A 12,973-nucleotide genomic window follows, 5' to 3' on the forward strand; every position below is an offset into this window, starting at 1 on the left:
CGATGTGTCTGACCGCCCCTCTTCTGGCCCTCACCGCGACAGCGGCGATCGCCGGAACCGCCTCCGCCGACTCGTCCGGCTGCCAGGGATCGATGAACGGCCCGTGGGGATACAACGGCGTCTGCCAAGGCGGCGAGGGCACCTACCGACTCGAAATCGATTGCGTCGGATACAACTTCACCACCTTCCCGCCGATCCTCGGCCAGTACACCACCCGCGCCGACTTGCCCGTCGGCCAGCCGGGCACAGTCGCCTGCTTCGGCCCGAACTGGTCCAGCGCCGGTTGGGCCCTGGGTTCTCGAATCTTCCGTCTCTGACCGCAGAGATCCGCGGCGAACATGCACCGACGCCGCACACTTCCGACGGCCGACGTCCGGGTGTATCCGGACGTCGGACACGAATTCGCGCGATGCGATCCCGCGCTTCCCGGAGTTCCCCGGCAACCACGGCCGAGTTCGGATCCGACGCTGTCGCCGACTATGCGGAGACAGTAGTCCAATCCCTCGAATCATCGGTGGCAGAACAGGTTCCGTAGAACCTTCCGAGTCCCCTTCCCCGCTATCCGGTAGGCGCGATCGCCCAAAGGTGTCGGTCCCCCATGTCACTCTCGAGGCGGGAACCAGCAGCGGCCGAAGGAGAGCGAAATGGCCGAGACCGACGATCGTCCCGAGATCAGACTGGTGGCGCATTGCCGCCGCTGTCACGGGTGGCTGGTGTCGACGGAATCGGTCGCACAGGGCATCGGGCCGACGTGCGCGCTCCGCGAGCGGGCGGAACAGCGCGCCGCCGCGGCCCGCGAGCTGACCCTCTTCGACATCGTGGCCTGAGGATCACACCGAGGAGGCGCATCGGGTTCAGGATGGCGCCCGCCTCGGGTGACGGGACAAGGCTTGCGCCGCTTGCCCGTTCGGCGTTTCGGCTACTCGGTGAGTCGGCCGATCTCAGCGTACGACTTCGTAGATCAGCTTGGTCACTCCGTTGGAGTAGGTCGCGGACTCCTTCAGACGCAGTTGCTGCTTGTCCCGATCCGCCCTGCTGAACAGGCTCTTGCCTGCCCCGAGCAGCACCGGGAACACCAGCAGGTTGTACCGGTCGATCAGATCGGCATCCGACAGGCGCCGCGCCAGCTCGGCACTGCCGTGAATGAAGATGGCGCCACCATCGCTCCGCTTCAGCTCGGCGATGTCGTCGATCGACCGCAGGATCGTGATCGGACCCCAACCCTCGATGAGGTCGTCGTCTTTCAGACTTGTCGAGACCACGTACTTGGGAAAGTCCTTGTACGCGGCGTGATCCTCGGAATCGCGCCAGATCGGGGCGAACGCCTCGTAGCTGCGTCGGCCGAACATCAGGGCGGTCGTGTCGGCGAGTTCTTCGCCTTTGAGCGAGAACGCCTCGGGGACGAACTCCGTTTCCATCACCCAGCCGCCGCTGCGGTGGCCCTCCACCTTGCCGCCCGGCGAGTCCACCACGCCGTCCAGCGACATGAAGCCCGTGTAGACCAATTCACGTGTCACAGTTTTCCTCCTGAAATTCGAAGTGGAGCCAGTCGTCGGTCGCTGGCCTGAGGGCGGACAACGACTGCCGTCTTGGACAGAACCGACACCCGTCGCGGCACCTCGATACCACGCGATCCGGCTCTTGCGCAGGGCATTACGCCTGCGGCTTCCGCGCCTCGTGCGGCAACACCGGCCCGTTGGCCTCGCCGTGCACCTCGTAGGACAGGCGCACGCCGTTCACGTCCGCATACTTGCCGGCTGGCGTCGCCGGTTCGGTGGTTGCGGTCGTGCTGTCGTCGCCACAGGCCACAAGGGCAGCGGCGGTCGGCGCACTCAGGAGGGTGAAGACGGTCTTCTTCACGGCGGTCTCTTCTCGGTTCTCGACGGGGAGGCGAGGCCGCTGTTCCTCGCTGGTACGCCCATAGAGACGAGGCCTACACGGGAAACTCATCGGCTCGCCCCGAAGATTTCAGGCGGCGTCGAGCGCCTCGGTGATCTTGCGTGCCATGACGGCCACCGCCGGCCCCCCCTTGCCGGACTGGGCAGCAGCCTCGACGGCGACCAGGATGGTGCTGCGGAAGTTGTCGGCCTCACCCGGATGCTGCTCGGCGAGCAAACTCATGGCCGCGGTCAGCGCGGGGAACACCTGGTCGGCGAGCTCGGCGACAGACTTGCCCGTCAGGCGGATGTCCCTGGACTTCGCGGCGAGCACGTGCCCGACCACGCCGGTCGCCGAAGTCAGGGCGATGGAACCCTGCGCGATGCCCTTGTGCGGCGCGCCGGCCGCGGCCATCAACGACACCGCACCGTACGCGGCGATACGCACGGTGGCCTTGTCCTGGTCGGTCAGGGTGTTGGCGGTGGTGACAGACATGATCGTGTACTCCTTCTCATCGGTTGGACAAGCGACCCGGCCGTCTCGACCGGCCCGCTCTGTTCGATGGACACACTGTCGCCAACCCGACTGACACCAACCTGACACCGCACTGACGCCTCCGCTGACACCGCGATCAGCGATCGACGAGCACGAAACGGTTCGCCCTCGAAGCGCGTCGGCTTCGCTAATGCGACGATCCTCAGCCAGACGTCGTCGCACACCGCCGAGGGTCAGTCGTCGTAGTGCCCACCGACTCCGATCACGACCAGCTCACTGTCCGTGACGTAGTAGATCAGCCGATGTTCGCGGGTGATTCGCCGTGACCAGTGCCCGGCCAACTGATGCTTGAGCGGTTCGGGCTTGCCGATGCCGACGAAGGGATCCGCAAGCGCAGCGTTGATGAGCTTGTTCGCCGCCTTCAAGATCGTGCGGTCGCGGGCCAACCATGAGGTGTAGGTCTCCCACCCATAAGCGGTGAAGACCAGTTTGCGATCAGACATCTGGGTCGATCAGCTCGCGAGCCTCGGCCTCGCCGCGCCGCGCCGCCTGCGCCGATTCGAGCAGCCGGACACCACCGTGCGTAGCCAGCACGTACAGCGTCTCCTGGATCGAGTTCCAATCCGATTCGGCGACCAGCACCGCGTTCTGCCCGCTCTTGGTGACGACCGTGACGGTGTCATGGTCGTCATTGACCTGCTGCACCAGCTTGAACAGGTTCTGCCGTGCCGTAGAGATAGGTAGTGCGGTCATCAGAAAGCCCCTCGCTCGATACGTACAACATATCGTACAGGAAGGATCGACGGTGTTACTTACTCCGGGACGAACCAGCGCATGGCGTTGCGAAGATCCAACTGTGAGACTCAGGGGCTCAGCGGAGTCTCGATGACGCGGCGCAGCAAAGTGGCTGATGAACCGGAGCGATAGAGCCGGTTATCGTTGATTCATCACGTGGGCGACGGCGCGCAGGCCTGGCTCCGGCGCTCAGTGTGACCGAGCGGGAAACGAGTGTCGCGGTTGAGGGAGAATTCGGACGTGGTCGACGCAATCGGGAAGAAGTTCAGAGATCGGTCCGGGGTGCCGGCGATCGTGGCTACGACGGGTGCGACGGCACTCGTCGGCTGCTAGCTCCATGTCGGACCGGGAAGTGCCGGGCCGGGGATCCGCGCCGGAGCCGGGCGGGTCGAGGTTCGATGCTGTGGAACGGTTGCGCAGAAGGCTGGAAGGTCTGAGGTCTGCCGAGACCGGTTCCAACGAGTCGGGAGACGGCACGTCGAAAGTCACCCGGCTGCCCCGCCGACCGCGCCGAGTCTCGGAAGCCGGCGAGGATTCCCGCCAACCGTGGCGTTCGGAAGGCGGCTCCGTCAACGACCCGGCACCGACCAGGCCCGTGATGCGCTCAGAACTTCAGGCCGAGACAGGATGGTTGCCCGTCGACCCCGGCGCCGGGCGGCACCGCGCTCCGGAGAACGATCCGGGCGGAGCCGAGCAGCACGGGAGTGTCATCGATCTCGACGCGATGCGGCGGAAACGAGCCGGTGAGGGCGCCCCCGCCGCCGGCATTCGGCGCGTGGCCAGACCGCGCAGAATCGAAACCAAGGCCGACGATGCTCACGACAGCGGCCGCAGCGACGACCGCAATCCTCCAGAGCCGGACGGACCTACTCGACCTCACTGACTTCAGCGTGATGGCTCGTTGCCCGGCCGCTGCGCTGCCGGTGCATCGGAAAGCCCGGTGGAGTGGGCCAATGCGGCGTACACCCAGTTGTGCGCGCGCCCCACGGTGATACGAGTTCCAAGAAAGCGCCCTGTCAGAGCCCAGTAACGATGAATCCGTTGGTCGGTATCGGTTGCGCCGATCAGTAATTGTTCGCGATAACGCGGGGAATCGCGTTCGCCCCGCGCACTGGCATGGGCATTGACGAATCGATCGAGTTCGCCACCCGCGCGCGGCCGCACGCCTTCCGCTACCAGTGGCACCACGTCCGCCATTACGGCCCCCACATCGACGTACAGTCCCCGAGGGTCGCGAATCAATTCCGGCCGATTCCGCCAGTATTGTTGTCGCACAATGCGGTTCATTTCGGAATCGGCGACGAGAGCGGCCAACTCCGCATACGCGACAACCTCGTCGACGGACGGATCGGCAGGCGGCTCCGGGACATTCCAGCACACCCACCCGTCGACGTCGCTCGACGGTATCGGTGCGAGGATGCGCCGCCAGAACCGCACGAGGCAATCGTGCGCCGCGCTACCGTCCTGTACGGCGGCCAGCAACGCGAGCCGCCCAGCCCGCTGCGCCGGGGCGGTCGCCTCGACTGCCCGCAGTGACGCCCGCCGCCATGCCAGCGACCTGAATTCGATATCGAGCCGCGCACTTTCGGCGGAAATAACCTCGCCAATCGAACTCTTCCCGTGCAGTACATCGGTGATCGAGCCAAGCCCGAGACCGAGCGCACGCAACCGCCGCACCAACAGCAGTCGTTCAGTGGCGCTCTCGGCGTCGAACATCCGATGCCCGCCCGCGCTCCGGCGGGCTTCCAGAATGCCCTCGTCGCAGTAGAAACGGATTGTTCGCACCGCGAGCCCGGTGCTCCGCGCCAACTCCCCAATGCTCACCAGCACGCCGTTTTGTGTGTTGTCCGTCACAACTTGTTGAACCTCCACCCCAATGGAGCTTTTAGCGTACTGATACCGCCGTTCGACCCCACACGCAGGAACCGGTGCCGTGCTGGCAGGCGAAAGGCGTTCTACGGATAGTGATTACACCGAGGAGGGTGATTCGTGGCTACCACACGAGAAGAAATCGTCGCAGGCATTGCGGAGATCGTCGAGGAGGTGACCGGCATCGATGCCGCGGAGGTGGTGATCGAGAAGTCCTTCGTCGACGATCTGGACATCGACTCGCTGTCACTGGTGGAGATCGCCGTGCAACTGGAGGACAAGTACTCCGTGAAGGTGCCGGACGAGGACCTGGCGAGCCTGAGAACCGTCGGCGACGCGGTCGCCTACGTCCAGAAGATGGAGGCCGAAAAGCCGCAACTCGCTGCGGAGCTGGAAGCGAAATTCAAGGAAGGCCATGAGAATTGACCCGAGGATCCGCGAGCAGTCCTCGCCCCGGTCGAGCTGGTGCTTCGGTGATTGCTGACCCACAATTGAATCCCGCTGCCGTCGAGCTGGGCAGCTTCTTTCCGCAGCCGCCGGAGGCTGTGTGGCGCGCGTTGACGGAGCCGGATCTACTGGAGCGGTGGCTGCTCCGACCGAGCGAGTTCGCCGCCTCGGTCGGGACCCGCTTCCGGTTCACCATCCCGGATTCGTCGATCGATGAGATCGTCTGCGAGGTGCTGGCGGCCCGGCCGTGTGAACAGTTGACCTACAGCTGGATGTATCGGCAGGCCGACCGGTGGATTGTCGACTGGACCTTGCGTCCGCAGGGTCGTGGCACACGACTGCTGTTGACGCAGACGGGCTTCGATATCGAAGACCGTCGACAGAAAATGATTCGCAACGCCACGGAGCGAAGCTGGAAACGTCGCGTCTTGCCGCGGCTCGGTGAGGTGATCCACCACTAGCCCGGTCGAGTGGTCGGCGATTACGTGGACAGTTTTACTCCTCGGCCCGGCCGCATACGGGAATCGAATGTGATGAATTCCAGCCGGGGAACGTGATGCAGATCATTGCCCGACAGGGCGGCGTTGGGCATCGTCGGCACTTCGTTTTGGAAAGAACCTGGTTGGAGATGCCCCGAATGGCCGACCATCATTTTGCTTACGACCTCACGCTGGACGAGGTCCGACGGCGCAGCGCCGTGGTCGCGGCGCTCGGCGACAACTGGGATCCGATCGCGGTGCTCGCCGAGGAAGAGCTGGCGTACGACATGCTGTACTCCAATCTCGACGACGAGCAACAGCGGATCTACGAGGAACTCGTCCAGGCCGGGGTTCTCCCGGATCGGGCGCCGCGCCGAGTTGCCGACTGATCTCACCACCACGGACTGCGCCTGACGGCATGAACCGAAGCGGCGAACGCGGCCCCTACTTCCGCGCCGACAGCAGCATCGGCTCGTGCAGGTCGAAGTAGGTGACATCACCCATGAGCCTGCGCTCCTCCTCGAACAGAGGGCGCAGATCATCGGGAATCTCGATCTTCTCGTGTTCGCGGGCCTCCGCTTCGGATCGGAAGTACACCGCCTCGACGTACCCGTCGGCGCCATAGGTCGACAAGGTGCCGCCGAGGATCTCCGGGCGCAGTTCGTGCACACGGTCACCGGTCTGCGCCAGCAGCTCGCGCATCCGGCGTGCATCGGACGTATGACCCTCCATGATCTGCACGAAGCCTGCTTCGTCGGAGCCGCCGCCCATCCACTGCGTCACCTCGGGGCAGTCCATGAAGGTGACCGGCCCCTCGAAGCACCGTTCGGTTTCGGCCCACCAGGCGCCCTGCTCCGGGCGCGCACTGTTGCGTCGCGCCGCCTCTTCGGACTCGAAACGGGCCAGCGCGATGAACGTACCGTCATCGGAAAGTCCGTACGTCGTGCCGAGATAGCCGACGGCCCCGGGTTCCAGTTCCGTCGTCCACCGATCCATGCACCGACGCAACCGGTCGACGTCGGATACCTTGCCTTGAATCACTTGGATGAACATCTGTCCTCCTCGTGGCGGAGCGATCGCTCCGTGAATGTCGCGAGGCCGGAGCGTCGCGGTCCACCGAGCGCATGCACACCGCGCGGCCCGCGAACGCCGCCGTCGCCAGATCAATCGTTCACCGCCCACCAAACCGGCGCAAGTATCCCCTACGGCGAACCACCTTCTCCGGACTAACTCGACCGAAGTCCGGGCCGAAGCCGATGGTTGGCTTCGCTCATGAAACCCGATAGCACCGGCTGACCAATTCTGATGGCAGGTAGCCCGGGAACTAGCGGACCGCCACTCACGAGTTCCGACGGTACGGCCTCCGAACGCTCGCTCATGCCGAGTTCAGTGCGTTCGTTGGGTGTTCGCCAGGAGGGTCTGGTCGATGAGACCTACGCCCGGCGAAGCAGCTCGTCAAGTGTCGTTTCAACGCGCCCAGGAATTTCCAAGGGGGAACCGCCGGTCTGCAACGCGCGTTCTGCCGGGAGAAGTCTTTTTGACTACCATGCTGTCATGTTGTTGTCTCCGAGCGTCTGGACGCGCGTTTTCTCCGGGCTCGGCGCCTGTGTCGCTGCTTTTCTGGTGTTGCTCTACGCGGTCGCATTGTGGCTCGAAGGTATGCCTGACGAGGAGGTCTCGGCAGGCAGTCACGCCCTGTTCGTTACCAAGCTGATTGTTGCGGGTATGGCGGGTGTGGCATTGATCGCTGGTGCTGCGAGCGGGTGGAGGTGGGTGATCCTTGGTGGTTGCTCGTTGTTCTTTGCCGATTTCGCACTCTGGCTCGTTTGGTACTCAGGGGTTTTCAGCCTTCCGACTTACGAGCATCCCGAGCCTGGCCCGGTCCCGCAACCACCGTTGTTTTGGTTGGTGCTGGTAACCATCTGGGGCGTGTTTCCCGGTCTGCTCGCAGTGCTCGCGTGTCGACGGCCCCCCGAACGTGCGCTCGATCGTCCCCAACTGCCGCCGACCGGACCCGCGAGCGTCTATCGCTGGTGATCTACGGGGCCGTCTTCGATGGCGACAGCGAACGCGTCATAAGCGGTGAGGGCGCAATGCTCGAGTGGAGCGATCACTCCTACCGTGATCTGCTCGCGCGACACGCAGAACACTGCCGACAGCGCATATCCGACATAGTCCGGACAATCTGTAATAGCCGCATATCGGACCGCCAGCCGAGTCGCGAGAACCTGCCAATCACGTGGGTCGGACCGTATCGAGTGCCCGCCAGACGGTTATCTATCGCAGCGCGGGTGCTGCGAGGTCGACTATTCGGGCCTGCGAGCGGATCTTCCGCATCTGGATGAGCTTCTGGTTCGCTGCGTCGAGGCTGATCTGGAGGCCGTCGACTTCGCCGAGCCAGCCGCGTTCGGTGGCTTCGCGCAGCCTGTCGTTGAGGTTGACGACGATCGCCAGAAGTCGCGGTTCCTGGGCTGGGTCCGGCCTCAGCATTGGGCATCGGATGCAGGCTTCTCTGAACTAACTGGCCATGCCCATCCGGTGTCGCCCGAACGCACGCTCATGCCGAATTTCGTGCGTTCCGTGTGGCCGCGGGGCGAGGCCGAGAGCTAGTCGAACCTGCGGGTCGGCTGCTGCTGTGCTCGATGTGCGCGCCTGATCGTTGGTTGAGCCGTGCCAGCCCGGACTGCGCAAGTTTGACCGTATAGTAGACGATCGAGACGCAATCGAACGTACGAGATGCGATAGCTGTAACTCGTCGGTATGTAGAGCAGGGGCGAATGTGGGCGAGGGCCAGTTCCATGACACCGACATCTCCACCCGCACTCTTGTGGAGAGTCTGGTCCGCGAGGACGCGACGATCGATGCTGGTGAACTCTACGATGTCGCCAATGCGCTCAACATGAGCGATCAACAGGTGCGGCTCTGCATCAAACGGCTCGTGGCGGAAGGCAGGTTCGTTCAGGAGGGTCGCGGCCGCAAGGCGGTGTTGCGCGCGACAGAGCTCACTCGTAACAGTCTCGAACCCGATCTCGACTTCGTGCGTTACATGTATGCCCAGGATCGTGGAAAGGTTTCTTGGGACGGGCGCTGGCACTTGGTGGCTTTCGGTGTTCCGGAATCCGTACGGCATGCCCGCGACTCCATGCGCGATACCATCGTGCGGCTCGGTGGTGCGCCGATTCAGGGTGGCCTCTATGTTTCGGCGAATCCGTGGGAGGACCGAATCCGTTCCGCCGCAACGACGCTGGGCGTTTCCGACCACATCACCACTCTGACAAGCACCGATCTGACCCTCGGTCGCCATGCCGCCCCACGCGATATTGCCGAGCAGTTATGGCCGCTCGGCCGCATTGCCGATGGTCACCGGCGGTTGCTGGTGTCCGCCGAGCGGTATTTGCAGGAGCTACGGGGATCCTCGCGCGTTCGGCATCTGACGATCGCCGTCGCGTTGGCCGCGGAGTTCACCCAAGCTATGGAGCCGGATCCGCTGCTGCCACCTCAGTTGCTTCCTCAGCCGTGGGTCGGCACGGCCGCGCGTGCGGCGGTAGCTGCGTGTTGGTCAGAGCTGCGCAAATCCGAACCCGCGCAACCTGTTCGATTGTTCCGCTGGTATTCGAAGGTCACCGGCGGGGCCACCGATTCCGTTCACGCGTCGTAGTCGGGGGCTCCTCGCCAGAGCCGCGCACCTCGATGCGCCACATTCGGTGCAGCGATACCGCGGTGAGCGCTGTGGCCAGCAGGGTGAAGAGGAACCAGAACCATCGCCACGACGGTGGCAGCGGTACCAGGACACAGATCGCTGCCGTGTACAGGATGGTCGCTTTCCGGAGCCGTCGCTCGTCCAGGATGAACTGGTGCAGCTGCAGTTCGGCGAAGATCGCCGCCGTGGGATAACGCAATCTCACACCGGCGGTGACGATCCGCTGCCACAGGTACAGGTTCGCGCACAGTGCTGTCAGCAGGAATGACAAGCCGAGCAGTTGTGCCCACATCGGCGATTCCCCGGCCGGTGGGTAGGACTGGGGCAGCGTCGTGGCTCCCAGAACCAGCCCGACAGCGGACTCGACGAAGACCAGACGCCGAGTGGGGCGCAGATGCTGTAGTCCGCGCAGGCACGAAGGTGTGGTGCTGTGGTTCGTCATCGGCACCCCTGGTTCAGATCGAAGCAAGCTCGGCGGTGCCGAGGATGTGGTGGAGCACCCGGCGAGCAGCGGCAGGTGCCAAGGTGACTCCAGAGTGCATACAGGCGACCAGCACCTGGGGGGCAGTGGGCAGGGTGCCCAGATACGACCGGTCAGCAGTGGGCATCGGCCGGAAGCCGACACGAAGGTCCATCAGTTCCAGGGCGTTTCGTAACCCGAAGTCGCGGCGGATGGCCTCGAGTGCCCGGTGCACCCGCCTCACGGGTCGATACGGATCGTCCGTCGCGGTGTAGCTCTCCGCACCCAAATATGTTCCTCGGTGCCAGGGCCGGATTTCATAGTCCGGGCCGGACAGGACTCGCCGTGACAGCTGCGCACTGGTTCGGAAGGCGTACCGGATCGCCGGTGCGGACTCGACCGCGAGCACGGTTCCCACCTGCGCGGCCAGACGTGGGACACCAAGCCCGTTCGCCAACACCACATATCGCGCATGGAGGACGCCGGCATCGGAGAAGACCTGCGCCCGAGCGTCGCTCCCGACCGCAATTTCGGAGACGGCAGCCTCCACGACCCGGGCACCGTGAGCTTGGGCGGTGGCTAGCAGGGTTCGCCGCATTCGCCCCGGCGCAACAGAGCCTTCGTGCGGTGCGTACGCCGCGATTTCCGGTCGACTACCCAAGGTGGGCTCCAGACGCGTGAAGCCTTCGGCATCGACGGCCTCGGTCGGGAAACCCAGCCCCTGTTGTGTTCTCACGAACGATTCGGTGTCTTCCGGGGTTCGGAGCCAGGTCAGTGACCCCGCCCATGAGACCGACAGCGCGCCCCCGAGATCGGTGTCCAGCGCGTGGAAGTCAGCAATGGCGTCACGGTGCAGTTGCGAGCCGGTGGGCGCAGTGCCGATCCATCCGAACGCGCTGCCGGCCACTCCCGCACCGTGCACCTCGAGATCGATACAGGTGACGCGAATGTTGTTGCGCGCCAAGGCATAAACGATGGCCGCCCCCACTACGTCCGATCCTATGACAATGACGCCGGTCGCTGCCTGTCCGAGGTCTCGCGTGTGGGATCTGCGCTGCCGGACATCGTCTATCCCGCAGCGGCGATCACCGCCCGGGCGCCGCGTCGGCGCCGATGGGGTGGCGATCCCAGCTGGGTACACGGCCATATCCACGCTCCATTCGATCTCTAGCAATAACTATCGTAACTGATACGCTCGTATTGACCCTGAACGAATGGATGGTGATGATGAACTCTCAGACCCGCAGAGCAGCGCTACTACTCATGGCCGCGGCGATCACAACTGGAACGGTCCTGGCTTCCCCGGCTGCGGCTGCGGAGCACCGCCCGCACATCGTGTCGGCGAGCAGTACCGCGCACGATCACCGCACCGAGTCCCTGAGGCCGAACTTGCCGCACCACTACCCGGGCACCGCAGATCAGCGGTGTGGAGGCAGATTCCAACGCCCGCTCTCGCGAGTCCCGCGCCCAGACGGCGATGGAACGGCGCTGTGCAGGCCGCGAGCGAAGTGGTGTACCGCACCGTGCGCGTGAAGAAACAACCCCCGGCATTGGAAGTTAGGAGCATCCGATGAAGGTTCTCGCATTGGGCGGGCCGGGTGCCATGGGCACCGTGGCCGTGCAGACGGCGGTGAATATCCCAGGTGTGACCGAAATCGTTGTCGCAGACCGGGATCTGGTCGCAGCCCATGGTTTGGCACGTCGCTTGGCCGACGCGCCCGTGCCTGTCCGGGCGATCCAAGTGGATCTCACCGATGAAGCACGATTGCGTGCCGCGCTCGCACCGGCCGACGTGGTGCTCAACACCGTGGGGCCCTACTACCGCTTCGGGCTGGCGGTCTTACAAGCGGCAATCGACACCCGGACGCACTACCTCGATATCTGCGACGATTGGGAACCCACGCTGCAGATGCTCGAACTCGACGCGGCGGCACGGGCCAGGGACGTGTGCGCGATCATCGGAATGGGCGCCAGCCCAGGCATCAGCAATATGCTCGCGGCCATTGCTGCCGCGGAACTCGACTGGGTTCGCGACGCCTACACCGCGTGGCCGGTCGACGTCGACGGCGCGGGCGATACCACCCGAGACGACGCCCAACTACTCGGGCCCGACGGTCGCCCCTCTGCCGCAGCAGTGCATTGGATGCAGCAGAGCAGCGGAACGATCACAGGTGTGACCGCCGGCCGGCTCAGCGAGCAACGCCCCCTTCGCCCGGTCACACTGCAGCTTCCCGGCGGACGACGCGGCACCGCGTACTCCATCGGCCACCCGGAGCCGATCACCTTGCAGCGCACCCTGAAACCCACCGGCGACGCGATCAATCTGATGGTGATGAGTACGTGGGCAATGGCCTACCTCGATACCCTGCGTCGCGATATCGACAAGGGAAAACTCACCAACGAAGCCGCGGCAGGCGCCTTCGCCGACCCGAACCTGCTACGGATCCTCCGCTCGGCGCCGACAGCACTGCGCGCCAAGGGGCCCGGCACCCTGCCGCCGTTCTTCGCAGCGGTGTCCGGCACCAAGCAAGGCCGCCCACACATGGTCCTTGCACACCTCAACCTGGCCGGCCCCCCGGAGGACCCGGCCCACTCTCTGCTCGCCGATATGGCTCGGGTCACCGGAATCCCGCTGGCGATCGGCATGGCGCAGGTCATCGACGGCTCAGCCCGCCGGCCGGGCGTGCACCCACCCGAAGCCGTCATCGACCCCGGTCGGTTCTTCGAGGTTCTCGATGTCGTGCTCGGCCGCCCGGCAGGCAGCGTCCCCGTCTATCTGGTCGAACAGGAATCAATCGGATAGCAGAGGAGAGGGCCGGTCCACCTGCGGACCGGCCCCTCTCGATTCGG

19 protein-coding genes are annotated in these 12,973 nt (G+C 64.7%); 8 read left to right on the top strand and 11 right to left on the bottom strand.

Annotation, left to right across the window (positions count from 1 at the left end):
• Positions 1 to 2: 2 nt before the first annotated feature.
• Positions 3 to 317 (top strand): hypothetical protein, encoded by a 315-nt coding sequence (locus CRP45_RS10635; RefSeq protein ID WP_067788388.1) that lies wholly within the window; start codon positions 3 to 5, stop codon positions 315 to 317.
• 327 nt (positions 318 to 644) lie between these two features.
• Positions 645 to 827: a DUF6011 domain-containing protein gene (locus CRP45_RS10640; protein ID WP_097244948.1), complete on the top strand. Its 183-nt coding sequence runs from the start codon at positions 645 to 647 to the stop codon at positions 825 to 827.
• Positions 828 to 941: 114 nt separating this feature from the next.
• Here the strand turns inward: CRP45_RS10640 and CRP45_RS10645 are convergent, their stop codons facing one another.
• The 7 genes from CRP45_RS10645 to CRP45_RS10675 form a co-directional block, all read right to left on the bottom strand.
• Complete coding sequence (locus CRP45_RS10645) at positions 942 to 1,517, bottom strand: dihydrofolate reductase family protein (RefSeq protein WP_097244949.1); 576 nt, start codon at positions 1,515 to 1,517, stop codon at positions 942 to 944.
• Between the two features lie 136 nt (positions 1,518 to 1,653).
• A complete protein-coding gene (locus CRP45_RS10650; protein WP_097244950.1) occupies positions 1,654 to 1,860 on the bottom strand; it encodes a hypothetical protein in 207 nt (68 codons plus the stop codon).
• 108 nt (positions 1,861 to 1,968) lie between these two features.
• Positions 1,969 to 2,373, bottom strand: coding sequence for a hypothetical protein (locus tag CRP45_RS10655; RefSeq protein WP_097244951.1), 405 nt, complete (start codon positions 2,371 to 2,373; stop codon positions 1,969 to 1,971).
• A gap of 233 nt (positions 2,374 to 2,606) precedes the next feature.
• Entirely contained in the window at positions 2,607 to 2,876 is a 270-nt protein-coding gene (locus CRP45_RS10660) for a Txe/YoeB family addiction module toxin (protein ID WP_067788381.1), read from the bottom strand.
• Positions 2,869 to 3,126 (bottom strand): type II toxin-antitoxin system Phd/YefM family antitoxin, encoded by a 258-nt coding sequence (locus CRP45_RS10665; protein ID WP_067788379.1) that lies wholly within the window; start codon positions 3,124 to 3,126, stop codon positions 2,869 to 2,871. The genes CRP45_RS10660 and CRP45_RS10665 overlap by 8 nt, the downstream gene beginning before the upstream one ends.
• A 646-nt stretch (positions 3,127 to 3,772) precedes the next feature.
• On the bottom strand, positions 3,773 to 3,988 hold the full coding sequence (locus CRP45_RS33285; protein WP_143861402.1) for a hypothetical protein: 216 nt from the start codon (positions 3,986 to 3,988) through the stop codon (positions 3,773 to 3,775).
• Positions 3,989 to 4,053: 65 nt separating this feature from the next.
• Positions 4,054 to 5,022, bottom strand: a complete 969-nt coding sequence (locus CRP45_RS10675; RefSeq protein ID WP_218841129.1) for a MerR family transcriptional regulator — start codon at positions 5,020 to 5,022, stop codon at positions 4,054 to 4,056.
• A 135-nt stretch (positions 5,023 to 5,157) separates the two neighbouring features.
• Between CRP45_RS10675 and acpM the strand changes: the two genes are divergently transcribed.
• The 3 genes from acpM (at position 5,158) to CRP45_RS10690 (ending at position 6,352) form a co-directional block, all read left to right on the top strand.
• Positions 5,158 to 5,463 (top strand): meromycolate extension acyl carrier protein AcpM, encoded by a 306-nt coding sequence (gene acpM / locus CRP45_RS10680; RefSeq protein WP_097244953.1) that lies wholly within the window; start codon positions 5,158 to 5,160, stop codon positions 5,461 to 5,463.
• Positions 5,464 to 5,528: 65 nt separating this feature from the next.
• Positions 5,529 to 5,945, top strand: coding sequence for an SRPBCC family protein (locus CRP45_RS10685; RefSeq protein ID WP_245910059.1), 417 nt, complete (start codon positions 5,529 to 5,531; stop codon positions 5,943 to 5,945).
• A 176-nt stretch (positions 5,946 to 6,121) separates the two neighbouring features.
• Positions 6,122 to 6,352, top strand: coding sequence for a DUF6400 family protein (locus CRP45_RS10690; protein ID WP_372507935.1), 231 nt, complete (start codon positions 6,122 to 6,124; stop codon positions 6,350 to 6,352).
• 55 nt (positions 6,353 to 6,407) lie between these two features.
• Here the strand turns inward: CRP45_RS10690 and CRP45_RS10695 are convergent, their stop codons facing one another.
• Positions 6,408 to 7,016, bottom strand: coding sequence for a hypothetical protein (locus CRP45_RS10695; RefSeq protein ID WP_067788370.1), 609 nt, complete (start codon positions 7,014 to 7,016; stop codon positions 6,408 to 6,410).
• Between the two features lie 501 nt (positions 7,017 to 7,517).
• On the opposite strand from CRP45_RS10695, the gene CRP45_RS10700 reads away from it, so the two are divergent.
• Entirely contained in the window at positions 7,518 to 8,000 is a 483-nt protein-coding gene (locus tag CRP45_RS10700) for a hypothetical protein (RefSeq protein WP_097244956.1), read from the top strand.
• A 240-nt stretch (positions 8,001 to 8,240) separates the two neighbouring features.
• Here the strand turns inward: CRP45_RS10700 and CRP45_RS33775 are convergent, their stop codons facing one another.
• A complete protein-coding gene (locus CRP45_RS33775) occupies positions 8,241 to 8,453 on the bottom strand; it encodes a hypothetical protein (RefSeq protein WP_097244957.1) in 213 nt (70 codons plus the stop codon).
• A gap of 289 nt (positions 8,454 to 8,742) precedes the next feature.
• Between CRP45_RS33775 and CRP45_RS10710 the strand changes: the two genes are divergently transcribed.
• On the top strand, positions 8,743 to 9,621 hold the full coding sequence (locus CRP45_RS10710; RefSeq protein ID WP_179830840.1) for a PaaX family transcriptional regulator C-terminal domain-containing protein: 879 nt from the start codon (positions 8,743 to 8,745) through the stop codon (positions 9,619 to 9,621).
• Here CRP45_RS10710 and CRP45_RS10715 read toward each other — a convergent pair.
• Positions 9,584 to 10,105: a hypothetical protein gene (locus tag CRP45_RS10715; RefSeq protein WP_245910060.1), complete on the bottom strand. Its 522-nt coding sequence runs from the start codon at positions 10,103 to 10,105 to the stop codon at positions 9,584 to 9,586. The genes CRP45_RS10710 and CRP45_RS10715 overlap by 38 nt on opposite strands.
• 13 nt (positions 10,106 to 10,118) lie before the next feature.
• Positions 10,119 to 11,270 (bottom strand): NAD(P)/FAD-dependent oxidoreductase, encoded by a 1,152-nt coding sequence (locus tag CRP45_RS10720; protein WP_097244958.1) that lies wholly within the window; start codon positions 11,268 to 11,270, stop codon positions 10,119 to 10,121.
• A 423-nt stretch (positions 11,271 to 11,693) separates the two neighbouring features.
• On the opposite strand from CRP45_RS10720, the gene CRP45_RS10725 reads away from it, so the two are divergent.
• Positions 11,694 to 12,926 carry a saccharopine dehydrogenase family protein gene (locus CRP45_RS10725; RefSeq protein ID WP_097244959.1) on the top strand — a complete coding sequence of 411 codons (1,233 nt, stop codon included), beginning with the start codon at positions 11,694 to 11,696 and terminating at the stop codon, positions 12,924 to 12,926.
• The last annotated feature ends 47 nt before the right edge of the window (positions 12,927 to 12,973 follow it).

The sequence above is a fragment of the Nocardia amikacinitolerans genome, from assembly GCF_900215415.1.
In the GTDB taxonomy this organism is placed as follows: Bacteria; Actinomycetota; Actinomycetes; order Mycobacteriales; family Mycobacteriaceae; genus Nocardia; species Nocardia amikacinitolerans.